This window comes from Pseudomonas sp. GW823-FHT02C02 (genome assembly GCF_058797635.1).
The window spans coordinates 296,820-321,621 of record NZ_JBXAJV010000004.1; the positions used below are offsets into that span (position 1 = coordinate 296,820).

The window sequence follows — 24,802 nt, forward strand, 5'->3', positions numbered from 1 at the left end:
TGATCGCGCGCCCTGATGCACACGCTGGTAACAACCGATGATGAAGTCCAACCTGATCGCCGCTGCGGAGATCGATCGCCTCGATACCTGGGCCAAATATTCTGCACCGATGTGCGGCTCGTGTGTATCCAGCTGCTGCACGCTGCCGGTCGAGGTCAAGATCAAGGACCTTATCCGCATCGGCATCGTCGACGAGTTCGAGCGCGGCGAGCCGCCAAAGAACATTGCCAAGCGCTTGCAGAAGGAAGGGATCGTCGAGCGTTACAACCAGAAGTCCGAGATCTTCACCCTCCAGCGCATGAGCAACAACGATTGCCTGTACCTGGATCGTAAGAGCCGTCTGTGCACTATTTATGAAAAGCGCCCGGACACTTGCCGCAATCACCCGAAAATCGGGCCACGGCCGGGGTATTGCGCATACAAGCCTAAAGAAGTAGTGCGCGAGAGCAGCGCCAGCCGTAGGACGCTTGAGAAGTTCTGATCCGCAATCACGCTGCCGGATAGATCGCCTTCGCGGGCGAGCCTCGCTCCTACAAGTCATGCGCCGTTCTTGTGACGCGTGCAAAACCCGTAGGAGCGAGGCTTGCCCGCGAAGGGACCCGAACTGACACCGCACAAACCCCAGACAAACAAAAACGCCCCCGACCTTGCGGTCGGGGGCGTTTTTTTAGCAGCTAACTAAGTCGAGACTCAGTTACCGGCTTTCTTGGCAGCGCGGGTACGCTCGCTTTCGCCCAGGATCTTCTTGCGAAGACGGATGGACTTAGGAGTGACTTCGCACAATTCGTCTTCTTGAACGAATTCCAGAGCTTGTTCCAGGGTGAAACGGATAGGCGGAACCAGAGCGATGGTTTCGTCTTTACCCGAGGCACGCATGTTGTCGAGCTTCTTGCCTTTGGTTGGGTTGACGCCCAGGTCGTTGTCGCGGCTGTTGATGCCGACGATTTGACCTTCGTACACGTCTTCACCGTGACCCAGGAACAGTTTGCCGCGAGCTTGCAGGGTTTCCAGCGAGTAAGTCAGAGCCTTACCGGTAGCAACCGAAACCAGCACGCCGTTTTGACGGCCGGACATGTCGCCGGACTTCATCACGTCGTAACGGTCGAAGATCGAGGTCAGGATGCCTGCACCGGAGGTCAGGGTCAGGAACTCGTTACGGAAACCGATCAGGCCACGAGCCGGGATGTTGTACTCAAGGCGCACACGGCCCTTGCCATCCGGAACCATGTTGGTCAGGTCGCCTTTACGGATACCGATCTGTTCCATGATCGAACCTTGCGATTCTTCTGGCAGGTCGATGGTCACGTTTTCGTACGGTTCGTGCTTCACGCCGTCAACCATGCGGATGATCACTTCCGGACGACCAACACCCATTTCGAAGCCTTCGCGACGCATGGTTTCGATCAGTACCGAGAGGTGCAGCTCACCACGGCCGGAGACTTTGAACTTGTCGGCGGTGTCGCCTTCTTCAACGCGCAGGGCAACGTTGTAGAGCAGTTCCTTGTCCAGACGTTCCTTGATGTTACGGGACGTCACGAACTTGCCTTCTTTACCGCAGAAAGGCGAGTCGTTTACCTGGAAGGTCATGGAAACGGTTGGTTCGTCAACGGTCAGCGGCTTCATCGCTTCGACGTTCAGTGGGTCGCACAGAGTGTCGGAGATGAACAGCTGGTCGAAGCCGCTGATGCAGACGATGTCGCCGGCAGCTGCTTCTTCAACGTCGATACGGTGCAGACCGTGGTGACCCATCAGCTTCAGGATACGACCGTTACGCTTCTTGCCGTCGGCGTCGATAGCAACAACCGGAGTGTTCGGCTTGATGCGGCCACGAGCGATACGGCCAACGCCGATAACACCCAGGAAGCTGTTGTAGTCCAGAGCGGAGATCTGCATCTGGAACGGACCTTCACGGTCGACTTTCGGCGCAGGTACGTTGTCGACGATCGACTGGTACAGCGGGGTCATGTCTTCAGCCATGTCGGTGTGTTCCAGACCGGCAATGCCGTTCAGGGCCGAGGCGTAGACGACTTTGAAGTCCAGCTGTTCTTCGGTAGCACCGAGGTTGTCGAACAGGTCGAAGATCTGGTCCAGAACCCAGTCCGGACGCGCGCCTGGACGGTCAACCTTGTTGATCACCACGATTGGACGCAGGCCGGCTTCGAAAGCCTTCTTGGTCACGAAACGGGTTTGCGGCATAGGGCCGTCTTGAGCGTCAACCAGCAGCAGAACGGAGTCAACCATCGACATTACGCGTTCAACTTCGCCGCCGAAGTCGGCGTGGCCCGGGGTGTCCACGATGTTGATGTGGTAGCCGTTCCAGTTGATGGCGGTGTTTTTCGCCAGAATGGTAATACCGCGTTCTTTCTCCTGGTCGTTGGAGTCCATCACGCGCTCGTCGTTGAGCTCGTTGCGCTCCAGGGTGCCGGATTGACGCAAGAGTTTGTCTACCAGGGTGGTCTTACCATGGTCAACGTGAGCAATGATGGCGATGTTGCGTAGATTTTCGATCACTTGTGTATCTCGATCAGAGGATTCGGTGTGCTGACAAGTCTTGGCAGCGATTAACAGTAGAGTCCGGCAAAGCCGTTACAGCTTGACGGCGGCGTCGGGGGGCCGGTGACGCAGGCCACAGGCAAACAGCCCCGGGCACTTAGCTCGGTCGATAAACGCGCACATTGGCATGCCCCTCACTGAGCAAATGGTGGGCATGCAGGCGACTCATCACGCCTTTGTCGCAATACAGCAGGTACTGGCGAGTAGGGTCCAGTTCCTTGAAACGAGCGTTCAATGCATAAAACGGCATCGTTTGTACCTCAATGCCAGCAAGGCCCAGCGGGTCGTCTTCAGCGGCATCCGGGTGACGGATGTCGATGACGATCTGACCAGCCAACGCTTCGCTGACTTCTTCGATCTGCAAGTCCTGGCCCAATTCGTCGATCACGCGATCGATCGGCACCAGTTTGGCGTTCTCGAGCGCACGCTCAAGTACTGCCATGTCGAACTGTTGTTCTTCGTACTCCACGCGCGGACGCTTGGCGTGGGTCTTGGGGTTCACCGAGATGACCCCGCAATATTCCGGCATGTGCTTGGCGAAGTCGGCAGTACCGATTTCGTTGGCCAGGTCGATGATGTCCTGCTTGTGACTGGCGATCAGCGGACGCAAGACCAGCTTGTCGGTCACGCAGTCGATCACGGACAGGTTCGGCAGTGTCTGGCTCGACACCTGGGAAATCGCCTCGCCGGTAACCAGCGCTTCGATGTCCAGCCGATCGGCAATACGGGAAGCAGCGCGCAACATCATACGCTTCAAAACTACACCCATATGACTGTTATCGACTTTCCCGAGAATTTCTCCCAGTACTTCCTCGAATGGCACACTCACAAATAACACGCGTTGGGAGCTGCCGTACTTCTTCCAGATGAAGTGCGCGACTTCCATGACGCCCAGTTCATGGGCCCGCCCGCCCAGATTAAAGAAGCAGAAATGGCTCATCAGGCCGCGGCGCATGATCTGGTACGCAGCCACCGTGGAATCGAACCCACCTGACATCAGCACAAGCGTCTGTTCCAGGGCGCCCAGCGGATATCCGCCGATGCTGTTGTGCTGGCTGTGGATCACGAACAACCGTTTGTCGCGAATTTCGAGGCGGACTTCGATTTCCGGCTCTTTCAGCGAGATTCCCGCGGCGCCGCACTGACGACGCAGTTGGCTGCCGACGTATTTCTCGACGTCCATCGAACTGAATTCGTGCTTGCCGGCACGCTTGCAGCGCACCGAAAAGATCTTCCCGGCCAGCGCATCACCGAAGTGCTGCTTGCACTTGGCGACGATGTCGTCGAAGTCGCCCAGCGGGTATTCGTCGACTTGCAGGAAATGCGCGATGCCCGGCATGCAGCTCAGGCGCTCGGTCATCTCCTTCAGGGCCTTGGGCTCGCTGACGCGGGTTTCCAGCTCGAGATTGTCCCACACACCGTTCACCACCACAGCCGGGTCCAGGTCGCGGAGCACGGTACGGATATTTTTGGCCAACTGGCGGATGAAACGCATCCGTACCGGGCGGCTCTTGATGGTGATCTCGGGGAAGACTTTTACGATTAATTTCATGAAAACAGCGCGCGCAGGCCCAGCCGAAAAAGGGGGGCGCGGATTATAGCGGAAATTGCTCAAGGTTTAACCAGTTAATGTGCAGAAGGTTTTGCGCGCACCAAAACAGGTCATTTGATGATTTTAACGCTACATTGTAGGGCGAGATTTTCCGCCTACAGACGCTTTGTGCCTTTATAAGCGTGATATTGGGGCAAAAAACCCATGCTGGGGCACTGGCATGCAATTTGCTCCCTTGTGAGGCAGGTTGCCTTGGCAGAGTATTCGCGCCGGCATCACCCACATTCTAAGGGCATCCACTACTAAGCCCGAAGCCACCCGGAGGACACTATGTCGAAGTCGGTTCAACTCATCAAAGATCATGACGTCAAGTGGATTGATCTGCGCTTCACGGACACCAAAGGCACTCAGCACCACGTGACCATGCCGGCTCGCGACGCGCTGGATGAAGCTTTCTTCGAAGAAGGCAAAATGTTCGACGGTTCCTCCATCGCTGGCTGGAAAGGCATCGAAGCCTCCGACATGATCCTGATGCCGGACGACAGCACTGCCGTTCTCGACCCGTTCACCGAAGAGCCGACCCTGATCCTGGTTTGCGACGTGATCGAGCCTTCGACCATGCAAGGCTACGACCGTGACCCACGTGCGATCGCCAAGCGTGCCGAGGAATACCTGAAGTCGACCGGTATCGGCGACACCGTATTCGTAGGTCCAGAGCCAGAATTCTTCATCTTCGACGAAGTGAAGTTCAAGTCCGACATCTCCGGTTCGATGTTCAAGATCTACTCCGAACAAGGTTCGTGGATGTCCGACCAGGACGTGGAAGGCGGCAACAAAGGCCACCGCCCAGGCGTCAAAGGCGGCTACTTCCCGGTTCCGCCGTTCGACCACGACCACGAAATCCGTACCTCCATGTGCAACGCCATGGAAGAGATGGGCCTGGTTATCGAAGTTCACCACCACGAAGTGGCCACTGCCGGCCAGAACGAAATCGGTGTGAAGTTCAACACCCTGGTGGCCAAGGCTGACGAAGTTCAGACCCTGAAGTACTGCGTACACAACGTGGCTGATGCCTACGGCCGCACCGCGACCTTCATGCCTAAGCCGCTGTACGGCGATAACGGTTCGGGTATGCACGTTCACCTGTCCATCGCCAAAGATGGCAAGAACACCTTCGCTGGCGAAGGCTATGCCGGCCTGTCCGACACCGCCCTGTACTTCATCGGCGGCATCATCAAGCACGGTAAGGCCCTGAACGGCTTCACCAACCCGTCGACCAACTCCTACAAGCGTCTGGTCCCAGGTTTCGAAGCGCCGGTAATGCTGGCCTACTCGGCTCGTAACCGTTCCGCTTCGATCCGTATTCCTTACGTGTCCAGCCCTCGCGCTCGCCGTATCGAAGCCCGCTTCCCGGATCCAGCAGCCAACCCGTACCTGGGCTTCGCTGCACTGTTGATGGCTGGCCTGGACGGCATCCAGAACAAGATCCACCCTGGCGACGCAGCTGACAAAAACCTGTACGACCTGCCGCCTGAAGAGGCGAAAGAGATCCCACAAGTTTGCGGCAGCCTGAAAGAAGCCCTGGAAGAGCTGGACAAAGGTCGCGCGTTCCTGACCAAAGGCGGCGTGTTCTCCGATGACTTCATCGACGCTTACATCGCTCTGAAAAGCGAAGAAGAAATCAAGGTCCGCACCTTCGTACACCCACTGGAATATGAGCTGTACTACAGCTGCTGATCCGGTAGCGCCTGCGCAAGCGGCGTGACAAGAAAGAGGCCTCCTTCGGGAGGTCTTTTTTATGCCCGCGATTCAACAAGCGCTGAAAAAACCCTGTGGGAGTGAGACCGGCTTCCCGGCGATGGCATTTTTTCATTCAATATTGATGTTGGCTGATCCACCGTTATCGCGAGCAGGCTCACTCCCACAGGGTTTTGTTGCGTTGGGAGATCCCTGTAAATCATGCCCGGATGTTTTTGAATTGGGTCAACCGCCACCCCTGACCTATGCTGCACCCCAACGCTTTTGTTTCTGGTCGATTTTATGGGTCGTGGTTTTCTTCTGATGTGGCTGCTGATCGCCCTGCCCGCCGCAGCGCAGATCTATAAGTACACTGACGCCTCCGGCAACACCGCCTACAGCAATCAGCCACCCGATGGCGTCAAGACGCAGCCGGTCGAGTTGCCACCGCTCAACAGCGTTGCGCCTCAGGCACCTTCCGCACCCGCTGGCGAAGCCAGCAACCGCGAGCCGCCGCGCAGCGCCTATGAGGTGCTGGAGTTGACCGGTTTGCCCACCGACGAAGCCCTGCGCGCCAACAACGGCACGTTCACAGTCAGCGTCCTGATCAAACCGCGCCTGCAAGCGCCGCATCTGTTCAGGTTGTTGCTTGATGGCCAACCCTATGGGCAATCGAGCAACGTGCCGATCCTGCAACTGGTGAATATCGATCGTGGCGAACACAGCCTGGCGGTGCAGGTGATCGATGGCGAGAACATCATCCAGCAAAGCCTGACGCAGACATTTACCGTGCAACGGGTGCACAAGCGATGAGGATGTGGCTGCTGATCGCCTGCCTGATCGCACTGCCGGTCACGGCCGAAGTGTTCACCTACGTCGACGCCCAGGGCAACCGGGTCTACACCGACCAGCCAGGCTCAGGCAACGCCAAGCGTGTGCCGCTGGCGACGAGCAATCGCATGTCTGCCAACCCCAGCGGGGCCGCGCCGGTGACCGCTACGCAAAAAACCGAAGACAAACCCTTGTTCCACTACGACATGCTCCGCGTGCTTGTCCCGGAACCGGACGCTACGGTCCGTAGCAATGCCGGTGAGCTGATCGTCAGTGTCACCAATGAACCAGGCCTGCAACGAGGGCACCGCTACCGATTGCTGCTCGACGGCCAACCCACCGCCGAGCCCGGCGCCAGTCCGGTGTTTGCCCTGAGCAACATCGACCGCGGCCGCCACAACCTGTCCGTGGAAATCCTCGACGAACAGGGTCGCACCGTCGAACGCACGGCCAATCAACCCTTCCAGATGCTGCGCATCTCCCTCGCACAGAAGCGCAAAGTCAAACCTTGCGCCCTCACCGACTATGGCCAACGGCCGGAATGTCCGCTCAAAGACAAACCCGAAGAAGAAAAAAATCCCTTCCTGCGTTTCTTCTAACGCCGTTCAGCTTTGCGCACTATATTGGTGCAATAGGGTGCACCGTACCCACATCTCAACCCATTTTGGTTCGAAAGTACCCGCAAAAGCTGGCAGAACGCCACGCAAACGAGCGTCAAACGCCCGTTTCAGGCTTTAAACGCTTCTTTTCGGAGCCTTGGTTTGGTTTTTGCATTTTCCTCATATCGGCGCGTTATTCGCGCGCATGCCCTGCTCCAAAAGAGGTCCTAAATGACCATCAGTGACGCACTCCATCGTCTGCTTCTCGACAATCTGACCACCGCTACCATTTTGCTCGATGCCGAATTGCGCCTCGAGTACATGAACCCGGCGGCGGAGATGCTCCTGGCCATCAGCGGTCAGCGTAGCCATGGGCAGTTCATCAGCGAGTTGTTCACCGAATCCACTGAAGCGCTGAATTCCTTGCGCCAGGCGGTCGAGCAGGCGCACCCGTTTACCAAGCGCGAAGCGATGCTCACCGCCCTCACCGGCCAGACGCTGACCGTCGACTACGCGGTAACGCCGATCCTGGCCAACGGCGCCACGATGCTGCTGCTGGAAGTCCACCCCCGTGACCGTTTGTTGCGGATCACCAAGGAAGAGGCGCAACTGTCGAAACAGGAAACCAGCAAAATGCTGGTGCGCGGTCTCGCTCACGAAATAAAGAACCCGCTGGGCGGGATTCGCGGCGCGGCGCAATTGCTCGCCCGTGAACTGCCGGAAGAGAGCCTGCGCGACTACACCAACGTGATCATTGAAGAAGCCGACCGCCTGCGCAATCTGGTCGATCGCATGCTCGGCTCCAATAAGCTGCCGTCATTGGCCATGTGCAACGTCCACGAAGTTCTGGAACGCGTTTGTCATCTGGTCGAGGCCGAAAGTCAGGGCTGCATCACTTTGGTGCGCGACTACGACCCAAGCATTCCCGACGTCTTGATCGACCGAGAACAAATGATCCAGGCCGTGTTGAACATCGTGCGCAACGCGATGCAGGCCATCAGCAGCCAGAACGAGCTGCGCCTGGGCCGCATCAGCCTGCGCACCCGCGCCATGCGCCAGTTCACCATTGGCCACGTACGCCATCGCCTGGTGACCAAGATCGAAATCATCGACAACGGTCCCGGCATTCCCGCGGACCTGCAAGAAACCATCTTCTTTCCCATGGTCAGCGGCCGCCCGGACGGTACCGGGCTGGGCCTGGCCATTACCCAGAACATCATCAGCCAGCACCAGGGCCTGATCGAATGTGACAGCCACCCAGGCCATACCACTTTCTCGATCTTTCTGCCCCTGGAACAAGGAGCCACATCGACATGAGCCGTAGTGAAACCGTGTGGATCGTCGATGACGACCGTTCTATTCGTTGGGTCCTGGAAAAAGCCTTGCAGCAGGAAGGCATGACCACGCAAAGCTTCGACAGCGCCGATGGCGTGATGAGCCGCCTGGCGCGCCAGCAGCCGGACGTGATCATCTCCGACATCCGCATGCCGGGTGCCAGTGGCCTGGACCTGCTGGCGCGGATTCGCGAGCAACACCCACGGTTGCCAGTGATCATCATGACTGCGCACTCCGATCTGGACAGCGCTGTCGCGTCTTATCAGGGCGGCGCGTTTGAGTACCTGCCAAAACCGTTCGACGTCGACGAAGCGGTGTCGTTGGTCAAACGCGCCAACCAGCACGCCCAGGAACAGCAAGGCCTGGAAGTCCCGGTCGCCTTGACCCGCACCCCGGAAATCATCGGCGAAGCGCCGGCGATGCAGGAAGTGTTTCGCGCCATCGGGCGCTTGAGCCACTCCAACATCACCGTGCTGATCAACGGTGAATCCGGTACCGGTAAAGAATTGGTAGCCCACGCCCTGCACCGCCATAGTCCACGGGCTGCGTCGCCGTTCATCGCGTTGAACATGGCAGCGATCCCGAAAGACCTGATGGAATCCGAGTTGTTCGGCCATGAGAAAGGCGCGTTCACCGGCGCAGCCAACTTGCGTCGCGGGCGCTTTGAGCAGGCGGACGGCGGCACGCTGTTCCTCGATGAAATCGGCGACATGCCGGCCGACACCCAGACCCGTTTGCTACGCGTACTGGCCGACGGCGAGTTCTATCGCGTCGGCGGTCATACGCCGGTAAAGGTCGATGTGCGCATCATCGCGGCGACGCACCAGAACCTGGAAACCCTGGTGCACGCCGGGAAATTTCGTGAGGACTTGTTTCACCGCCTCAACGTGATCCGCATCCACATTCCACGGCTGTCGGACCGTCGCGAAGACATCCCGACCCTGGCCAAGCACTTCCTCAGCCGCGCTGCGCAAGAACTGGCGGTAGAACCGAAGCTGCTGAAAAGCGAAACCGAGGAATACCTGAAGAACCTGCCGTGGGGCGGCAACGTGCGTCAGCTGGAGAACACCTGCCGCTGGATCACGGTGATGGCTTCGGGTCGCGAAGTGCACATCAGCGACCTGCCGCCGGAACTGCTGAGCCTGCCGCAGGATTCGGCGCCTGTGACCAATTGGGAGCAAGCGCTGCGTCAATGGGCTGATCAGGCGTTGGCTCGCGGTCAATCGAGTTTGCTCGACAGCGCGGTACCGGCGTTCGAGCGGATCATGATCGAGACCGCCCTGAAACACACCGCCGGGCGACGTCGCGATGCGGCGGTCTTGCTGGGCTGGGGACGTAATACCCTGACGCGCAAGATCAAGGAATTGGGGATGAAGGTTGATGGCGGGGATGATGATGAGGGGGAAGAAGGCTAAGCAGCCTCTAGCTCTTCGCTGACAGTTACATCCATTCGCGGGCAAGCCTCGCTCCTACAGGTCACGCGCTAATCTTGAAATAGCGCAAACCCTGTAGGAGCGAGGCTTGCCCGCGAAGCTTTTGGGGCCAACGTGCACCGACTGAATGCACCGTGAACCGCAATCGCGCACAAAAACAAATCCAGAACCCCGCCGGTTTTCGAAATTGAACCCCTATCGAAAAAACACGAAAGCCCCGTAATACGGGGCTTTCGGCATTCCAGCGCAGCTTTCTGTTTCAACTTGTTAAAACCTGGCACGCCCCCTGCAATAGTCCATTCAGTGATTCAGTTCACTACCCGGTTTCGGGGACCTTGGTACAGGCAGGCCGGGGATTCCCCTCTTTACATCGGGCTCATACCGCACTCGCGACGAGCCCCCCAGTTTTGGGGCCCTTGATACAGGCAGGTCAGGGGTTCCTTCTTTACACCGGGCTCGACGCCATGCGCGAGCCCTGCCGTTTTGGGAACCTTGGTACAGGCAGGCCGGGGATTCCCTCTTTTATTGCTCCCGGAGATGGATCTCCAGCCGCCAGCGGTCATCGACCTCGCTACCGGTCCACTCGCCCAGCAGTGGCCGGGCCGCTACTACCGTCAGCAACAACCCCCCATCACTCAAGCGCGTCCGCCAGTTCACGACCTTATCGTTGAGCTTGAGCTGACCTTTCTGCGCCTTGCCTTGCGCCTCGAACAGCAGCGCGAGGCTGCCGTCCACGAATTCGCCATGGGATTTGGGTTCGTTGTTGAACCACACCACCAGCCCATCGTCCGTCACCTCGATCTGTTGCAATTCGCTGGGGTCAGGCGTGGTCAGGCGACCGATCATCAGCCCCACCATCAGTCCGACAATCGCCAGCGAACCCATCACCCGCGGTAATAGTTTCGAACGTGGATCGATGGGCGGCGTAGAATGCCGCTCATCTTTACCTTCGGAGCCGTGCATGTTTCACGTCATCCTCTTTCAACCAGAAATTCCGCCGAATACCGGCAACGTTATCAGGCTGTGCGCCAACAGTGGCTGCCACCTGCATTTGATCGAACCGCTGGGCTTCGAGATGGACGACAAACGCCTGCGCCGGGCCGGCCTCGACTACCACGAGTATGCCACCCTGCAACGCCACGCGGACCTCGCCAGTTGCCTGGAAAGTCTTGGTCATCCACGGCTGTTCGCGTTCACCACCAAGGGCTCGCGCCCGTTCCACGATGCCAGCTTCGCCGAGGGCGACGCGTTCCTGTTCGGCCCCGAAAGCCGTGGCTTGCCGGCGGAAGTGCTCGATGCCCTGCCCGGCGAACAACGCCTGCGCTTGCCGATGCGCGAAGGCTGCCGCAGCCTGAACCTGTCGAACACCGTGGCGGTCGCCGTCTACGAAGGCTGGCGTCAACTCGGTTTCAAGTAACCCCCCATAACAAATGTGGGAGCGAGCCTGCTCGCGAAGAGGGCGTGTCAGTCGACATCAATACCGACTGAAACACCGCTTTCGCGAGCAGGCTCGCTCCCACATGGGTGTTGCTGAACCGCTTACTGAACGGTCGGAGTCTCGCCAGCCGCCTGCATGCGTTGCAGTTCTTGTGCGTACAGCGCGTCGAAGTTCACCGGCGCCAGCATCAGGGCCGGGAACGAACCGCGGGTCACCAGGCTGTCCAGGGTCTCGCGAGCATACGGGAACAGGATGTTCGGGCAGAACGCGCCGAGGGTGTGGCTCATCGAAGCGTCGTCCAGGTTCTTGATCAGGAAGATCCCGGCCTGTTGCACTTCAGCGATGAACGCCACTTCGTCACCGTTTTTCACGGTCACGGACAAGGTCAGCACGACTTCGTGGAAGTCGCCTTCCAGGGCCTTTTGACGGGTGTTCAGATCCAGACCGACGCTTGGCTCCCACTGCTGGCGGAAGATCGCCGGGCTTTTCGGGGCTTCGAACGACAAGTCACGTACGTAGATGCGCTGCAAGGAGAATTGCGGTGCGGTTTCTTCTTCGCTAGCTGCAGTGTTCTGTTGGTCAGTCATCTCAGATCCTTTCTGATCTTGGGGTCTTATAGGGAAGGCGTTCAGGCCTTGAGCATGGCGTCGAGCTTGCCGGCGCGCTCAAGGGCAAACAAATCATCACAGCCACCAATGTGGCGCTCGCCGATCCAGATCTGCGGCACGGACGTACGTCCGGCCTTCTGGGCCATGGCGGCGCGCACCTGCGGCTTGCCATCGACCTTGATCTCTTCGAAGGCCACGCCTTTGTTCTCAAGCAGGTATTTGGCTCGCGAACAGTAAGGGCAGTAATCGCTGGAATAGACGACGACGTTGCTCATATCACTTCACCAGCGGCAGGTTATCGCCTTTCCAGCTGGAAATACCGCCGGACAGCTTGGCGGCGGTGTAGCCGGATTTCATCAGTTCGCGGGCATGGGTGCCGGCGGTCTGGCCCATGGCATCGACCAGGATGATGGTCTTGGCCTTGTGCTTTTCCAGTTCGGCAATGCGAGCGGTCAGCTTGTCGTGAGGAATGTTCAACGCGCCAACAATGTGACCGGCGGCGAAATCCTTGACCGGACGGATGTCGATTACAACGCCCGCGTCCTTGTTGACCAAGCCGGTCAGTTCACCGGTGCTCAGGCTGCGGCCGCCGCCTTGCATCTGATAAGCGATCAGCAACGCCAGCAGTACGACGAAGATACCGACGAGCAGATAGTGGTTAGTGGCGAATTGAATCAGGTTAGCAACCATCGAAGGAGGTTCCAGGGCGTTAAAATGTCGGCCAGTATACACAGCCACTATGGTGGGCCAAACCCCGTCCGGCGGTGACGGCGCAGGAACTTCGCTTTAAACTGCCACTCCCTTTTCCATCGCCCTCTTTTAATTCAGCCACGAGTGGAATCCATGACTACCACGCCTAAACCTTTGGTCCTGATTATTCTCGACGGCTTCGGTCACAGTGAGAGCCCTGAATCCAACGCCGTGTTTGCGGCGAAGAAGCCCGTACTGGACCGCTTGTGGGCCACTGTGCCAAACGGCCTGATCTCCGGCAGCGGCATGGACGTCGGTCTGCCGGACGGCCAGATGGGCAACTCCGAAGTCGGCCACATGAACCTGGGTGCCGGTCGCGTGGTGTATCAAGACTTTACTCGCGTGACCAAATCGATCCGCGACGGCGAGTTTTTCGAAAACCCGACCATCTGCGCCGCTGTGGATAAAGCCGTTGCTGCCGGCAAAGCCGTGCACTTCATGGGCCTGCTGTCCGATGGCGGCGTTCACAGCCACCAGGATCACCTGGTCGCCATGGCCGAACTGGCTTACAAGCGCGGCGCCGAAAAAATCTACCTGCACGCCTTCCTCGATGGCCGCGACACCCCGCCGAAAAGCGCCCAGTCGTCCATCGAACTGCTCGACGCGACTTTCCAGGCGTTGGGCAAAGGCCGGATCGCCAGCATCATCGGCCGTTATTTCGCCATGGACCGTGACAACCGTTGGGACCGCGTATCCCAGGCCTACAACCTGATTGTCGACGGCAACGGCGAATTCAACGCCGCCACCGCACAGGAAGGGCTGCAAGCTGCCTATGAGCGTGGCGAGAGCGACGAATTCGTCAAAGCCACCTCCATCGGCGAGCCGGTGAAAGTCGAAGATGGCGACGCCGTGGTCTTCATGAACTTCCGCGCCGACCGCGCCCGTGAGCTGACCCGCGTGTTCGTCGAAGACGATTTCAAGGAATTCGAACGTGCGCGCCGGCCGAAACTGGCCGGTTTCGTGATGCTGACCCAATACGCCGCCAGCATCCCTGCGCCATCGGCCTTTGCCGCCGGCAGCCTGGACAACGTGCTGGGCGATTACCTGGCGAAAAACGGCAAAACCCAGCTGCGCATCGCCGAAACCGAGAAATACGCCCACGTGACCTTCTTCTTCTCCGGCGGTCGCGAAGAACCGTTCCCGGGCGAAGAACGCATCCTGATTCCGTCGCCGAAAGTCGCCACCTACGACTTGCAGCCCGAGATGAGTGCCCCGGAAGTCACCGACCGCATCGTCGAGGCCATCGAAAACCAGCGTTACGACGTGATCGTGGTCAACTACGCCAACGGCGACATGGTTGGCCACAGCGGCGTGTTTGATGCGGCGGTGAAAGCCGTTGAATGCCTGGACCTGTGCGTCGGCCGTATCGTCGAAGCGCTGGACAAGGTTGGCGGTGAAGCGCTGATTACGGCCGACCACGGCAACGTCGAGCAAATGTCCGATGCCTCCACTGGCCAGGCACACACTGCTCACACCACCGAGCCAGTGCCGTTCATCTATGTCGGCAAGCGGAACTTCAAGGTGCGTGATGGCGGCGTGCTGGCGGATGTCGCGCCGACGATGCTGATGCTGCTGGGGATGGAAAAACCATCTGAAATGACCGGCACGTCGATTCTGGTGTAACCAGATCCATCTGACGACGCCAAACCCTGTAGGAGCGAGCCTGCTCGCGATAGCAATCTGACAGCCAACATCATTGTTGAATGTCAGGGCGCCATCGCGAGCAGGCTCGCTCCCACAGTGGTTTTGGAGTGTTTTCAGAGGCAACGCTGCTCCGGTTATCACACAACCCCAATTGGGCGTTTTTTTTGCGGCGCTTGGCGGGCATACTAGGCCGTCCCTTTCCCTGGTGTCGCCCGCCTCTATGCTTCGCGTCCTGATAGCCCTTGCCCTGACTTGCCTGCTCCAACCGGCCTTCGCTGATGAGCGCGCGCAAACCCAACAACAGTTGGACGCCACGCGTCAGGATATTGCCGAGCTGAAAAAACTGCTGGGCAAGCTGCAGGAAGAAAAATCCGGTGTGCAAAAAGACCTCAAAGGCACCGAGACCGAGATGGGCAAGCTCGAGAAGCAGGTCGAAGCCCTGCAAAAAGAGCTGAAGAAAAGCGAATCCGAGCTGCAGCGACTCGATGCTGAGAAAAAAAAACTCCAGAGCGCGCGCACTGAACAGCAACGACTGATCGCCATTCAGGCCCGTGCGGCCTATCAGAACGGCCGTCAGGAGTACTTGAAGCTCCTGCTGAACCAGCAGAATCCGGAAAAATTCGCCCGAACCCTCACCTATTACGACTACCTGAGCCAGGCCCGCCTGGAGCAGCTGAAGAATTTCAACGAAACCTTGCGCCAACTGGCCAACGTCGAAAAAGACATCGCCCTGCAACAGGCACAATTGCTGGTGCAGAAGAGCAGCCTCGACAGCCAGCGCGACGAACTCGACAAGGTTCGCAAGGAGCGCCAGCAAGTCCTGGCCAAGTTGAGCGACGACGTGAAGGCGCGCGACCAGAAGCTGGCCGCCCGCGAGCAGGATCAGGCAGACCTGTCTAAAGTCCTTAAAACCATCGAAGAAACCCTGGCCCGCCAGGCACGAGAGGCTGAAGAGGCGCGACAAAAAGCGCTCATCGCCCAGCAGGAAGCCGAAAAAAAGCGTTTACGTGAGGCTCAGGAGCAGGCGAATGCCACTGACGCCCCACGCAAACCGGTCAAGTCGAACCCTGGCGCATTGGTTTCCAGTTCAGGCGAGACCTTTGGCGGCCCTTTTGCTTCAAGCCGGGGAAGACTTCCGTGGCCGGTTGATGGTCGACTGCTGGCACGCTTCGGTGAATCCCGTGGCGACGACGCCCGAACCAAGTGGGACGGCGTGATGATCAGCGCCTCCGCCGGCAGCCAGGTGCACGCCGTGCATGGCGGTCGCGTGGTATTCGCCGACTGGTTGCGTGGCGCCGGGCTGCTGGTGATTCTCGACCATGGCAACGGTTTTCTGAGTCTTTATGGTCACAACCAGACGCTGCTCAAGTCTGCGGGTGACGTAGTAAAAGCCGGTGAGTCCATCTCCACTGTCGGTAACAGTGGCGGGCAGGACACACCAGCGCTGTATTTCGCTATTCGTCAGCAGGGTCACCCGAGTGATCCGGCGCAATGGTGTCGTGCGCAAGGATAAGTACGCCATCTACTTCAGGAGTTCGTTAGACATGCTGCATTTGTCCCGCCTTACCTCGCTGGCCCTGACGATCGCCCTGGTGATCGGCGCGCCTCTGGCGTTTGCCGCTCAACCGGCCCCGGCGGTCGCGCCTGCGGGCACTGCTGCGACCACCAAGGCGCCGTTGCCTCTGGAAGAGTTGCGCACCTTTGCCGAGGTCATGGATCGGATCAAGGCCGCCTATGTCGAACCGGTGGACGACAAGACCCTGCTGGAAAACGCCATCAAAGGCATGCTCAGCAACCTCGATCCGCACTCCGCCTATCTGGGCCCGGAAGACTTCGCTGAATTGCAGGAAAGCACCAGCGGCGAATTCGGCGGCCTGGGCATCGAAGTCGGCGCTGAAGACGGTTTCATCAAAGTGGTTTCGCCCATCGATGACACCCCGGCGTCCAAGGCTGGCATTCAGGCTGGCGACTTCATCGTGAAGATCAACGGCCAGCCGACTCGCGGCCAGAGCATGACCGAAGCCGTCGACAAGATGCGCGGCAAGATCGGCCAGAAAATCACCCTGACCCTGGTGCGCGACGGCGGTACGCCGTTCGACGTGACCCTGACCCGCGCCATCATTCAGGTGAAGAGCGTCAAGGCGCAGCTGCTGGAGTCGGGCTACGGCTACATCCGCATCACTCAGTTCCAGGTCAAGACCGGTGAAGAAGTGTCCAAAGCCCTGGCCAAATTGCGCAAGGACAACGGCAAGAAGCTCAACGGCATCATTCTCGACCTGCGCAACAACCCGGGCGGCGTGCTGCAATCGGCAGTGGAAGTGGTCGACCACTTCATCACCAAGGGCCTGATCGTTTACACCAAGGGCCGCATCGCCAACTCTGAACTGCGCTTCTCGGCCACCGGCAAAGACGAAAGCGAAGCCGTGCCAATGGTTACGCTGATCAACGGCGGCAGCGCCTCGGCCTCGGAAATTGTCGCCGGCGCCTTGCAGGATCAGAAACGCGCGGTGGTCATGGGCACCACCAGTTTCGGCAAAGGCTCGGTACAAACCGTGCTGCCACTGAACAACGACCGCGCGCTGAAGATCACCACGGCGCTGTACTACACGCCGAACGGCCGCTCAATCCAGGCCCAGGGCATCGTCCCGGACATCGAAGTGCGCAGGGCCAAGATCACCAACGAGCAGGACAGCGAATACTTCAAGGAAGCCGATCTGCAGGGTCACTTGGGCAATGGCAACGGCGGCGCCGACAAACCGAGCGGTTCCAGCAGCAAGGCCAAGGCAATGCCGCAGGATGACGACTACCAACTGGCCCAGGCGCTGAGCCTGCTCAAAGGGCTGAGCATCACCTCCGGTCGCTGAGGTGCGCCTGCGGCTGCTGATCGGTCTGCTGTGCTGTCTGGCGGGCGTTGCCCACGCAACGCCCGCTACCGCTGCGCCGCAGAAAGCCTATCTCACGTTGATCATCGATGACCTGGGGCAGAACCTGCCCCGGGATCGTCGCGTGCTGGCCCTGCCCGGCCCGGTGACAGCGGCGATCATGCCCGACACGCCCCACGCCACCGAATTCGCCCGCGAGGCCCATCGCGCCGGCAAGATCGTCATCCTGCACATGCCCATGGACCCGGCCACCGGCCCGTTTGCCTGGCATCCCGATTTGCCCATCGACGAACTTGAGAAACGCCTGAGCGCGGCGTTCAAGGTCGTGCCTTACACCGCCGGCATCAACAACCATATGGGCAGTCGCATGACCGCTCAGCAACCGGCCATGGCCTGGTTGATGGCGGACTTGCAGCGCCGGCACAAGCTCTTCGTCGACAGCCGCACCAGCGCACAGACCGTCGCGGCAGCCGAGGCACAGAAGATTGGGTTGGCAAGCGTCTCGCGGGATGTGTTTCTGGATGACGAGCGCACCGAAGCGGCGATTTTCACGCAGTTGCAGACGGCGATTAATTTGGCGCACAAGCAAGGCTCGGCGGTGATGATCGGGCATCCGTATCCGCAGACGCTGGCGGTGCTGGAGAGGGAGCTGCCCAAGCTCAAGGCTCAGGGCATTGAGTGGATCGACATCAAGCAGATGATCAGCGTGCGCAGCAATCGCGCGACAGCTGCGCATGGAAAGGATGGCGTGTACCGCTAATCCGCAACAACACAAAACCACTGTGGGAGCGAGCCTGCTCGCGATGGCGGTGAATCAGCCAACAGTGATGTTGACTGACACTGCCTCATCGCGAGCAGGCTCGCTCCCACACTTGATCAGAGATACCGCGCCATGATGTCGTCCACCACGCCTTCTTTGCGCAGCTGATCCAGCGCGGCTTGCAGCTTGGCCACCACGTCATCTGGAACGTCTTTGTTCAACGCCAGATAGAGTTCGGCGCTATTGAACCGCAACACCGTCTTGAGACCGTTAACGCCCTCCTGACGCGCCAGATAGCGCCCGGCCGGGTCGCCCGTGGCCCACAAATCAATCTGACCACTCACCAGCTTCTTTGCGTTGTCCTGATCGCGCAGCACGACAATGGGCTTCAACCCTTGCTTGGCCAGCGTCTCGGCAATCGCATCGCCCTTGTATGCGCCGATCTTGTATTTGCGCGCCTGATCCAGCGTCTCCAGGCTGATCTTGCTGTCAGCCTTGGCCAGCATGATCCAGTCGTCCGGGCCAATCGGGCCGACCCACTTGAACAGCTTTTCGCGGTCCGGCAAGCGCGCCATCACGAACACGCCGTAACCGGGTTTTTCGAGGGCGAGCTTGTAGATTCGCTCCCAAGGGAAGCGCAGTGTCAGGCTGTAGGTGACGTCGGCACGTTTGAACATCTCGCGGACGATGTCCACGGCAATGCCATTGATGTTCTCGTCCTGAGCGAAGTTCTTGCCGTTCTTCGCCATGTTGTATGGCGGGAAATTTTCCGTCAGTAACACCAGGTCGGTGTCGGGACTTTCTTCAGCGTGGGCTCCATTGATGAGCAACAGAGAAGCGCTGGCGAGGACAAGAAGCAGGCGTTTGATCATGTTGGGCTACCGAAATCCATGGCGTGCCCAAGAGTGCCTTGAGCCCGCCATGCTGTCCACTGGCCTTCATGGATTTGTTTAGCGCATGACGATTCCGCGATGCGCCATGTAGGCCTTGGCTTCCTGCACCGTGTATTCGCCGAAGTGGAAAATACTCGCCGCCAATACGGCGCTGGCGTGACCTTCGATGATGCCGTCGGCCAGATGCTGCAGGTTGCCGACGCCGCCGGAGGCAATCACCGGGATACCCAGCGCATCGCTGATGGCGCGGGTGACGCCCAGGTCGAAACCGTTTTTCATGCCGTCCTGATCCATGCTGGTCAGCAGGATTTCACCGGCACCCAGGCCTTCCATCTTCTTCGCCCACTCAACGGCGTCGAGGCCGGTTGGCTTGCGCCCGCCGTGGGTGAAGATCTCCCAGCGCGGGGTTTCGCCCGGACCGGAGACTTTCTTGGCGTCGATAGCGACGACGATGCACTGCGAGCCGAAATGCTGGGCCGCTTCGCCGACGAATTCCGGGTTGAATACCGCTGCGGTGTTGATCGAAACCTTGTCCGCACCGGCATTCAGCAAGTTGCGAATGTCCTGCACCGTGCGCACGCCACCGCCCACCGTCAGCGGGATGAACACCTGGCTGGCCATGCGCTCGACGGTGTGCAGCGTGGTGTCGCGGCCATCGACGCTGGCGGTGATGTCGAGAAAGGTAATCTCGTCAGCGCCCTGCTCGTCGTAGCGACGGGCGATTTCCACCGGATCGCCGGCATCACGAATGTTCTCGAACTTGACGCCCTTGACCACCCGGCCGTTGTCCACGTCCAGGCAAGGGATGATGCGTTTGGCCAGCGCCATGGTCAGTCCTCAGCCTTTGTACGAATCGCAGAAAGCTTGCGCTTCAGCGACATCGAGGGTGCCTTCATAGATCGCCCGGCCGGTGATGGCGCCGATGATGCCTGGCGCCTTGGCGTCCAGCAGCGACTTGATGTCACCCAGATTGTGGATACCGCCGGAAGCGATGACCGGAATGCGCGTGGCAGCGGCCAGGGCAGCGGTGAACGGTACGTTGCAACCCTGCATCATGCCGTCTTTGGCGATGTCGGTATAAACGATCGCGGACACGCCATCGGCTTCGAACTGCTTGGCCAGGTCGATCACCTGAATGGTGCTGATTTCCGCCCAACCGTCAGTGGCGACGAAACCGTCTTTGGCGTCCAGACCGACGATCACTTTGCCCGGGAACGCACGGCACGCTTCAGCGACAAAGGCCGGATCTTTCACGGCTTTGGTGCCGATAATCACGTAGCTCACGCCTGCTTTGACGTAGTGCTCGATGGTTTCCAGGGAACGGATACCGCCACCGATCTGGATCGGAAGGTTCGGGTAGCGCTTGGCAATGGCTGTGACCACTTCGCCGTTGACCGGTTGGCCTTCGAAGGCGCCGTTCAGGTCGACCAGATGCAGACGACGGCAACCGCCCTCCACCCACTTGGCAGCCATGCTCACCGGGTCATCGGAGAACACCGTGGAATCTTCCATGCGGCCCTGGCGCAGACGAACACAGGCACCGTCTTTAAGATCGATAGCGGGAATAATCAGCATGCTTTTTCCTTCGTCCAAAGAGCTGCAAGCTGCAAGCTATAAGCTGCAAGCACGCACGCGTTTCTACTTCTTGCAGCTTGCAGCTTAAAGCTTGCAGCTGCTCCTATGCTTTCTCGAGCGCCCACAAGTCGCTTTCGATGCTTTCGAACCTCTCTTTGAGGTGCGTCTGCACATCGAAAATCGCCCTGTTGTAATAGTGCGGCGCAATTTCGCGAGTAAACAGCTCAAGGATTTCAGCCGCTTCGAACGAACCCAGGTCCAGTTCGAAGCGATCTTCCATGAAGCGTTTGATCTTGTGATTGGCCTCGTTCTCCTGTTCGGGAGTGAGGGTCAGGATCGGCGGCTTCTTCTTGGCAGCCATTTACCAGCGACCATCCCACGCGGCGAAGTTCTGCAGCAATTGCAGGCCATGGGTATGGCTCTTCTCCGGGTGGAACTGCACGGCGAATCGCGAGCCATCGGCCAGCGCTGCGGCGAAATCGACACCGTAGTGACCGCCACCCACCACCTGCCGCGCATTGCCGGCGGCGATGTAGTAGCTGTGCACGAAGTAGAAACGCGCCAGGTCCGGAATGTTGTGCCACAGCGGGTGACTCACCGTCTGCTTCACTTCGTTCCAGCCCATGTGCGGGACTTTCAGGTGTTCGCCGTCTTCGTGCAGGTCCTTGCCGAAGAACTTCACCTGGCCTGGAAACAGACCGATGCAATCGACGCCGTCGTTCTCTTCACTGCTGTCGAGCAAGGCTTGCATGCCGACACAGATGCCGAGAAACGGACGGTCCTGGCTGACTTCACGCACCAGCGAGTCGAAGCCCAGGCGACGGATCTCCGCCATGCAATCGCGAATCGCGCCGACGCCGGGGAAAACCACCCGGTCGGCTTCGCGAATCACATCGGCATCGCTGGTGATCAGGACCTTGCCGGCACCGACGTGCTCGAGGGCCTTGGCCACCGAGTGCAGGTTGCCCATGCCGTAATCGATAACCGCGACCGTCTGCATTACAGAACGCCTTTGGTCGACGGCATCTGACCGGCCATGCGGTCATCGAGCTCTACGGCCATGCGCAGGGCGCGGCCGAATGCCTTGAACACGGTTTCGATCTGGTGGTGGGTGTTGGTGCCACGCAGGTTGTCGATGTGCAGGCTGACCAGCGCATGGTTGACGAAGCCCTGGAAGAATTCCTGGAACAGGTCAACGTCGAAGCCGCCAACGGTGGCGCGGGTGTAGGGAACATGCATCTGCAGGCCAGGACGGCCGGAGAAGTCGATCACCACACGCGAAAGCGCTTCATCGAGCGGGACATAGGCGTGGCCGTAGCGACGGATGCCTTTTTTGTCGCCGATGGCTTTGGCGAAGGCCTGACCCAAAGTGATACCAACGTCTTCCACCGTGTGGTGGTCGTCGATATGCAGGTCGCCTTTGCTGACAATATCCAGGTCGATCAGCCCGTGACGGGCGATCTGGTCCAGCATGTGCTCAAGAAAAGGGACACCGATATCAAATCGGGCCTTTCCGGTGCCATCCAGGTTGATCGAGGCTTTGATCTGGGTTTCCAGAGTGTCGCGCTCGACTGACGCCTTACGTTCGGCCATCACCAGCTCCGCAAAATCATTGGGCGAAAAAGGCAGCCATTATAGGGGCGCGGGCGCGAAACAGAAACACGGGAGGTGATATCACTGACGGAGTGAATCCGGGAGTATCGGGGATAGACATGTCCATACAAGCGGATTTGATGGCGCCTCAAACAAATGTGGGAGCGAGCCTGCTCGCGAAAGGGCCTTCACATTCAACATCTCTGTCGACTGTCAGACCGCATTCACGAACAGGCTCGCTCCCACAGGGGCAGTGCGTTTTACTTAGTGGAACAGAACCGCCGTCTTCTGCAGGGTCACCCAGACACCCCACGCCAACGGAATCCCCACCACCAGCCACGCAGCAATCGCCAACGGCTTGGTACCCGGCGCCGCTTTCCACTCCAGCACAGTGCTGGCGTCAGCACCCTTGTCGTGGCCCAGCGCCTGTTCGGCAGCCAGTTCGGCGTCGGTCATGAAGTACTTGTCGGCCACCGGGCGAACCATCAGGTTGCACAGGAAACCCAGCACCAGCAGGCCCGCGAGGATGTACAAGGTGATGTCGTAAGCCGCGGCGCGCTCAACGCCGATGCTCAACTGATACTCACGAATGTAGTTCACCAACACCGGACCCAACACGCCCGCCGCCGCCCACGCTGTCAGCAGACGACCGTGGATCGCACCGACCATTTGCGTACCGAACAGGTCTGCCAGGTAAGCCGGCACGGTCGCAAAACCACCGCCGTACATCGACAGGATGATGCAGAACGCCGCCACGAACAGCGCAACGTTACCCAGGTGACCGAGGTTCGGGATCAGCGCGTACAGAGCGAAACCGAGGGCGAAGAACACGAAATAGGTGTTTTTACGGCCCAGGTAATCCGAGAACGACGCCCAGAAGAACCGACCACCAATGTTGAACAGGCTCAGCAAACCGGTGAAACCGGCCGCAATCGCCGCGATAGAAGCCAGTTGCCCGGCGTCCAACTGACCGAACGGCAGATCAACACCGATCAATTTACCGCCGAACACTTCCTGCAACAGCGGCGAAGCCATGCCCAGGATGCCGATACCCGCCGACACGTTCAGGCACAGCACCAGCCACACCAGACGGAATTGCGGGGTTTTCCACGCCACATTCACGTGGACGTGACGGTGAGTGATCATCGCGTTCGAAGCTTTCTTCGCCGGAGCGGTCCAGCCTTCAGGTTTCCAGCCGGTTGGCGGCACGCGGTAGGACAGTGCACCGCCGATCATGAACACGAAGTAGATCGCGGCCATCACCAGGAAGCTCTGCCACACACCGACGCTGTCTGCCGAAGCGAAGTGGCCCATCAGGGCTGCGGCCAGCGGAGCACCGACCATCGCACCACCACCGAAGCCCATGATCGCCATGCCGGTCGCCATGCCGCGCTTGTCCGGGAACCACTTGATCAGGGTCGACACCGGCGAGATGTAACCCAACCCCAGGCCGATACCGCCAATGACCCCGGAGCCGATCCACATCAGCCAGATCTGGTGGGTATAAATCCCCAGCGCCGAAATCAGCAGACCACCACACCAGCACAGTGCCGATACAACGCCAGCTTTGCGAGGCCCGGCGTGTTCCAGCCAGCCGCCCCAGATCGCTGCCGAGCAGCCGAGGAAGATGAAGAACAGGGTGTAGATCCAGCCGAGCATCGAGATCGGCCAGTCACATTGCGACGAGAAGACTTGCGAGATGAAGCTCATGTCCGGCGCGCAGGCTACCGGCTTGGTCACGCCCAGGGCTTTGGACAGTGGCAACCAGAACACCGAGAAGCCGTAAGCCATGCCGATGCACAGGTGGATGGCCAGTGCGGCCGGTGGTACCAGCCAACGGTTGAAACCGGGCTTGGCGATGATGCGTTCCTTGGACAGGAACCCGGGCTGATTGGCTGTAAAGCCATCCGCCGTGATACTCGTGGTCATTGTGTATCCCCCAATTATTAGTATGGTTCGCCAGCCACTCTTCACCCCCAGCCTTATGCGCACGCATGACTGTCTTTTTCAGGGTGAAGCTCCATTTTGGTGCGACATCACGTCGCAGAAGGACGGACGAACCGGCAGAGGTTACCATCTGTACGTGACAGAAAAACCAAAGTGATATCACCTTTGTGTAAGTCATCTGTTCTCGTACCACTGAAGGAACCGCCATGCCGATCATTGTCGAGCTGCTGCACGAAGCCACTTATCAGGATCAGCAAGACCTGCAAAAAATTTACCGCGACGCTCCGGACTGGCTGTTCGCCCCGTTTTCAGGGGGTTTGCAGCTGATCGAAAGCTGCCTGGAAGACGGTTCGCTGATCGCCGGACGCTTCAATGATCGGCTGCTCGGCGCGGCTCGCTTGCAACGAAACCACGACGTTTGGCACTTGTCCCAAATCTGTGTGCGAAAAATTACCCGTCGCCGTGGCGTTGCCGAACGAATGGTGAACGAAGCGCGGAAAATGGCCTCGCAATCGGGCGTGACCTTGCGTCTGCTGGCACCTGCCGGGCATCTCGAAGCTCAGGCACTGGCCGCCAAGCTGAAAGTGCCGCTGGATGTGCTGCCGACGTGATCGCTGACCGGTCGTCCGCTTCGGAGCGCTATACTCCCCGGCTAAATTTCGAATTCGACTA

At 59.2% G+C, this 24,802-nt stretch carries 26 protein-coding genes; 13 read left to right on the top strand and 13 right to left on the bottom strand.

Annotation, left to right across the window (positions count from 1 at the left end; genetic code table 11):
* Positions 1-40: 40 nt before the first annotated feature.
* Entirely contained in the window at positions 41-481 is a 441-nt protein-coding gene (locus tag AC1ROI_RS09020; RefSeq protein ID WP_102593477.1) for a YkgJ family cysteine cluster protein, read from the top strand.
* 209 nt (positions 482-690) lie between these two features.
* Here AC1ROI_RS09020 and typA read toward each other — a convergent pair whose 3' ends face one another.
* Both typA and thiI read right to left on the bottom strand, forming a co-directional pair.
* Positions 691-2,511, bottom strand: coding sequence for a translational GTPase TypA (gene typA, locus AC1ROI_RS09025; protein WP_010464551.1), 1,821 nt, complete (start codon positions 2,509-2,511; stop codon positions 691-693).
* Between the two features lie 139 nt (positions 2,512-2,650).
* Positions 2,651-4,105, bottom strand: a complete 1,455-nt coding sequence (thiI, locus tag AC1ROI_RS09030) for a tRNA uracil 4-sulfurtransferase ThiI (RefSeq protein WP_042932446.1) — start codon at positions 4,103-4,105, stop codon at positions 2,651-2,653.
* A gap of 330 nt (positions 4,106-4,435) precedes the next feature.
* Between thiI and glnA the strand changes: the two genes are divergently transcribed.
* The 6 genes from glnA to ntrC all read left to right on the top strand — a co-directional run bounded on the left by glnA (position 4,436) and on the right by ntrC (position 10,022).
* Positions 4,436-5,842: a glutamate--ammonia ligase gene (gene glnA / locus AC1ROI_RS09035; RefSeq protein ID WP_010464555.1), complete on the top strand. Its 1,407-nt coding sequence runs from the start codon at positions 4,436-4,438 to the stop codon at positions 5,840-5,842.
* Between the two features lie 61 nt (positions 5,843-5,903).
* Positions 5,904-6,167, top strand: a complete 264-nt coding sequence (locus AC1ROI_RS09040) for a hypothetical protein (protein ID WP_146014236.1) — start codon at positions 5,904-5,906, stop codon at positions 6,165-6,167.
* Positions 6,146-6,655, top strand: a complete 510-nt coding sequence (locus tag AC1ROI_RS09045) for a DUF4124 domain-containing protein (RefSeq protein WP_102593464.1) — start codon at positions 6,146-6,148, stop codon at positions 6,653-6,655. Before AC1ROI_RS09040 ends, AC1ROI_RS09045 begins: the two co-directional genes overlap by 22 nt.
* Positions 6,652-7,272: a DUF4124 domain-containing protein gene (locus tag AC1ROI_RS09050; RefSeq protein WP_102593463.1), complete on the top strand. Its 621-nt coding sequence runs from the start codon at positions 6,652-6,654 to the stop codon at positions 7,270-7,272. Before AC1ROI_RS09045 ends, AC1ROI_RS09050 begins: the two co-directional genes overlap by 4 nt.
* 231 nt (positions 7,273-7,503) lie before the next feature.
* A complete protein-coding gene (gene glnL, locus AC1ROI_RS09055) occupies positions 7,504-8,589 on the top strand; it encodes a nitrogen regulation protein NR(II) (RefSeq protein ID WP_010464561.1) in 1,086 nt (361 codons plus the stop codon).
* Entirely contained in the window at positions 8,586-10,022 is a 1,437-nt protein-coding gene (gene ntrC, locus AC1ROI_RS09060) for a nitrogen regulation protein NR(I) (protein WP_010464563.1), read from the top strand. The genes glnL and ntrC overlap by 4 nt, the downstream gene beginning before the upstream one ends.
* 540 nt (positions 10,023-10,562) lie before the next feature.
* Here the strand turns inward: ntrC and AC1ROI_RS09065 are convergent.
* A complete protein-coding gene (locus AC1ROI_RS09065) occupies positions 10,563-11,003 on the bottom strand; it encodes a hypothetical protein (RefSeq protein WP_010464565.1) in 441 nt (146 codons plus the stop codon).
* On the opposite strand from AC1ROI_RS09065, the gene AC1ROI_RS09070 reads away from it, so the two are divergent.
* Positions 11,002-11,457, top strand: coding sequence for a tRNA (cytidine(34)-2'-O)-methyltransferase (locus AC1ROI_RS09070; RefSeq protein WP_007949025.1), 456 nt, complete (start codon positions 11,002-11,004; stop codon positions 11,455-11,457). The two genes, AC1ROI_RS09065 and AC1ROI_RS09070, sit on opposite strands and share 2 nt — an antisense overlap.
* 122 nt (positions 11,458-11,579) lie before the next feature.
* Here the strand turns inward: AC1ROI_RS09070 and secB are convergent, their stop codons facing one another.
* Genes secB through AC1ROI_RS09085 form a run of 3 tightly spaced genes read right to left on the bottom strand, consistent with a single transcriptional unit; the run spans position 11,580 to position 12,776 of the window.
* The gene (secB, locus tag AC1ROI_RS09075) at positions 11,580-12,065 is read right to left on the bottom strand and encodes a protein-export chaperone SecB (RefSeq protein ID WP_007949026.1); all 486 of its coding nucleotides are present in this window, start codon (positions 12,063-12,065) and stop codon (positions 11,580-11,582) included.
* 41 nt (positions 12,066-12,106) lie between these two features.
* Complete coding sequence (gene grxC / locus AC1ROI_RS09080) at positions 12,107-12,361, bottom strand: glutaredoxin 3 (RefSeq protein ID WP_010464569.1); 255 nt, start codon at positions 12,359-12,361, stop codon at positions 12,107-12,109.
* A gap of 1 nt (position 12,362) precedes the next feature.
* Positions 12,363-12,776: a rhodanese-like domain-containing protein gene (locus tag AC1ROI_RS09085; RefSeq protein ID WP_010464571.1), complete on the bottom strand. Its 414-nt coding sequence runs from the start codon at positions 12,774-12,776 to the stop codon at positions 12,363-12,365.
* Positions 12,777-12,929: 153 nt separating this feature from the next.
* Here AC1ROI_RS09085 and gpmI point away from each other — a divergent pair, with 153 nt between their 5' ends.
* The 4 genes from gpmI (at position 12,930) to AC1ROI_RS09105 (ending at position 18,122) form a co-directional block, all read left to right on the top strand.
* Complete coding sequence (gene gpmI / locus AC1ROI_RS09090) at positions 12,930-14,459, top strand: 2,3-bisphosphoglycerate-independent phosphoglycerate mutase (protein ID WP_102593462.1); 1,530 nt, start codon at positions 12,930-12,932, stop codon at positions 14,457-14,459.
* Between the two features lie 241 nt (positions 14,460-14,700).
* A complete protein-coding gene (locus AC1ROI_RS09095) occupies positions 14,701-15,993 on the top strand; it encodes a murein hydrolase activator EnvC family protein (RefSeq protein WP_010464574.1) in 1,293 nt (430 codons plus the stop codon).
* A gap of 31 nt (positions 15,994-16,024) precedes the next feature.
* Positions 16,025-17,344: a S41 family peptidase gene (locus tag AC1ROI_RS09100; protein WP_010464576.1), complete on the top strand. Its 1,320-nt coding sequence runs from the start codon at positions 16,025-16,027 to the stop codon at positions 17,342-17,344.
* A 1-nt stretch (position 17,345) separates the two neighbouring features.
* The gene (locus tag AC1ROI_RS09105; RefSeq protein WP_077747589.1) at positions 17,346-18,122 is read left to right on the top strand and encodes a divergent polysaccharide deacetylase family protein; all 777 of its coding nucleotides are present in this window, start codon (positions 17,346-17,348) and stop codon (positions 18,120-18,122) included.
* Positions 18,123-18,238: 116 nt separating this feature from the next.
* Here AC1ROI_RS09105 and AC1ROI_RS09110 read toward each other — a convergent pair whose 3' ends face one another.
* From AC1ROI_RS09110 to AC1ROI_RS09140, 7 genes are all read right to left on the bottom strand, one after another.
* Positions 18,239-18,994 carry a substrate-binding periplasmic protein gene (locus AC1ROI_RS09110; RefSeq protein WP_010464581.1) on the bottom strand — a complete coding sequence of 252 codons (756 nt, stop codon included), beginning with the start codon at positions 18,992-18,994 and terminating at the stop codon, positions 18,239-18,241.
* A gap of 78 nt (positions 18,995-19,072) precedes the next feature.
* Entirely contained in the window at positions 19,073-19,843 is a 771-nt protein-coding gene (gene hisF / locus AC1ROI_RS09115; protein ID WP_007972752.1) for an imidazole glycerol phosphate synthase subunit HisF, read from the bottom strand.
* Between the two features lie 9 nt (positions 19,844-19,852).
* The gene (gene hisA, locus AC1ROI_RS09120; RefSeq protein ID WP_010464588.1) at positions 19,853-20,590 is read right to left on the bottom strand and encodes a 1-(5-phosphoribosyl)-5-[(5-phosphoribosylamino)methylideneamino]imidazole-4-carboxamide isomerase; all 738 of its coding nucleotides are present in this window, start codon (positions 20,588-20,590) and stop codon (positions 19,853-19,855) included.
* A 103-nt stretch (positions 20,591-20,693) separates the two neighbouring features.
* Positions 20,694-20,951, bottom strand: a complete 258-nt coding sequence (locus AC1ROI_RS09125; RefSeq protein WP_010464590.1) for a DUF2164 domain-containing protein — start codon at positions 20,949-20,951, stop codon at positions 20,694-20,696.
* Positions 20,952-21,590, bottom strand: a complete 639-nt coding sequence (gene hisH / locus AC1ROI_RS09130; RefSeq protein ID WP_010464592.1) for an imidazole glycerol phosphate synthase subunit HisH — start codon at positions 21,588-21,590, stop codon at positions 20,952-20,954.
* Positions 21,590-22,183: an imidazoleglycerol-phosphate dehydratase HisB gene (gene hisB / locus AC1ROI_RS09135; protein ID WP_003218037.1), complete on the bottom strand. Its 594-nt coding sequence runs from the start codon at positions 22,181-22,183 to the stop codon at positions 21,590-21,592. The genes hisH and hisB overlap by 1 nt, the downstream gene beginning before the upstream one ends.
* Positions 22,184-22,447: 264 nt before the next feature.
* Positions 22,448-24,112 (bottom strand): OFA family MFS transporter, encoded by a 1,665-nt coding sequence (locus AC1ROI_RS09140; protein WP_010464600.1) that lies wholly within the window; start codon positions 24,110-24,112, stop codon positions 22,448-22,450.
* Between the two features lie 224 nt (positions 24,113-24,336).
* Between AC1ROI_RS09140 and AC1ROI_RS09145 the strand changes: the two genes are divergently transcribed.
* Positions 24,337-24,741: an acetyl-CoA sensor PanZ family protein gene (locus AC1ROI_RS09145; protein WP_010464602.1), complete on the top strand. Its 405-nt coding sequence runs from the start codon at positions 24,337-24,339 to the stop codon at positions 24,739-24,741.
* The last annotated feature ends 61 nt before the right edge of the window (positions 24,742-24,802 follow it).

Excerpts from the sequence above, each read along its gene's own strand:
- AC1ROI_RS09020 (WP_102593477.1), top strand. The coding sequence starts at position 41 with ATGAAGTCCAACCTGATCGCCGCTGCGGAGATCGATCGCCTCGATACC.
- thiI (WP_042932446.1), bottom strand. The coding sequence starts at position 4,105 with ATGAAATTAATCGTAAAAGTCTTCCCCGAGATCACCATCAAGAGCCGC.
- glnA (WP_010464555.1), top strand. The coding sequence starts at position 4,436 with ATGTCGAAGTCGGTTCAACTCATCAAAGATCATGACGTCAAGTGGATT.
- AC1ROI_RS09040 (WP_146014236.1), top strand. The coding sequence starts at position 5,904 with ATGCCCGCGATTCAACAAGCGCTGAAAAAACCCTGTGGGAGTGAGACC.
- AC1ROI_RS09045 (WP_102593464.1), top strand. The coding sequence starts at position 6,146 with ATGGGTCGTGGTTTTCTTCTGATGTGGCTGCTGATCGCCCTGCCCGCC.
- AC1ROI_RS09050 (WP_102593463.1), top strand. The coding sequence starts at position 6,652 with ATGAGGATGTGGCTGCTGATCGCCTGCCTGATCGCACTGCCGGTCACG.
- glnL (WP_010464561.1), top strand. The coding sequence starts at position 7,504 with ATGACCATCAGTGACGCACTCCATCGTCTGCTTCTCGACAATCTGACC.
- ntrC (WP_010464563.1), top strand. The coding sequence starts at position 8,586 with ATGAGCCGTAGTGAAACCGTGTGGATCGTCGATGACGACCGTTCTATT.
- AC1ROI_RS09070 (WP_007949025.1), top strand. The coding sequence starts at position 11,002 with ATGTTTCACGTCATCCTCTTTCAACCAGAAATTCCGCCGAATACCGGC.
- AC1ROI_RS09065 (WP_010464565.1), bottom strand. The coding sequence starts at position 11,003 with ATGCACGGCTCCGAAGGTAAAGATGAGCGGCATTCTACGCCGCCCATC.
- secB (WP_007949026.1), bottom strand. The coding sequence starts at position 12,065 with ATGACTGACCAACAGAACACTGCAGCTAGCGAAGAAGAAACCGCACCG.
- grxC (WP_010464569.1), bottom strand. The coding sequence starts at position 12,361 with ATGAGCAACGTCGTCGTCTATTCCAGCGATTACTGCCCTTACTGTTCG.
- AC1ROI_RS09085 (WP_010464571.1), bottom strand. The coding sequence starts at position 12,776 with ATGGTTGCTAACCTGATTCAATTCGCCACTAACCACTATCTGCTCGTC.
- gpmI (WP_102593462.1), top strand. The coding sequence starts at position 12,930 with ATGACTACCACGCCTAAACCTTTGGTCCTGATTATTCTCGACGGCTTC.
- AC1ROI_RS09095 (WP_010464574.1), top strand. The coding sequence starts at position 14,701 with ATGCTTCGCGTCCTGATAGCCCTTGCCCTGACTTGCCTGCTCCAACCG.
- AC1ROI_RS09100 (WP_010464576.1), top strand. The coding sequence starts at position 16,025 with ATGCTGCATTTGTCCCGCCTTACCTCGCTGGCCCTGACGATCGCCCTG.
- AC1ROI_RS09110 (WP_010464581.1), bottom strand. The coding sequence starts at position 18,994 with ATGATCAAACGCCTGCTTCTTGTCCTCGCCAGCGCTTCTCTGTTGCTC.
- hisF (WP_007972752.1), bottom strand. The coding sequence starts at position 19,843 with ATGGCGCTGGCCAAACGCATCATCCCTTGCCTGGACGTGGACAACGGC.
- hisA (WP_010464588.1), bottom strand. The coding sequence starts at position 20,590 with ATGCTGATTATTCCCGCTATCGATCTTAAAGACGGTGCCTGTGTTCGT.
- AC1ROI_RS09125 (WP_010464590.1), bottom strand. The coding sequence starts at position 20,951 with ATGGCTGCCAAGAAGAAGCCGCCGATCCTGACCCTCACTCCCGAACAG.
- hisH (WP_010464592.1), bottom strand. The coding sequence starts at position 21,590 with ATGCAGACGGTCGCGGTTATCGATTACGGCATGGGCAACCTGCACTCG.
- hisB (WP_003218037.1), bottom strand. The coding sequence starts at position 22,183 with ATGGCCGAACGTAAGGCGTCAGTCGAGCGCGACACTCTGGAAACCCAG.
- AC1ROI_RS09140 (WP_010464600.1), bottom strand. The coding sequence starts at position 24,112 with ATGACCACGAGTATCACGGCGGATGGCTTTACAGCCAATCAGCCCGGG.
- AC1ROI_RS09145 (WP_010464602.1), top strand. The coding sequence starts at position 24,337 with ATGCCGATCATTGTCGAGCTGCTGCACGAAGCCACTTATCAGGATCAG.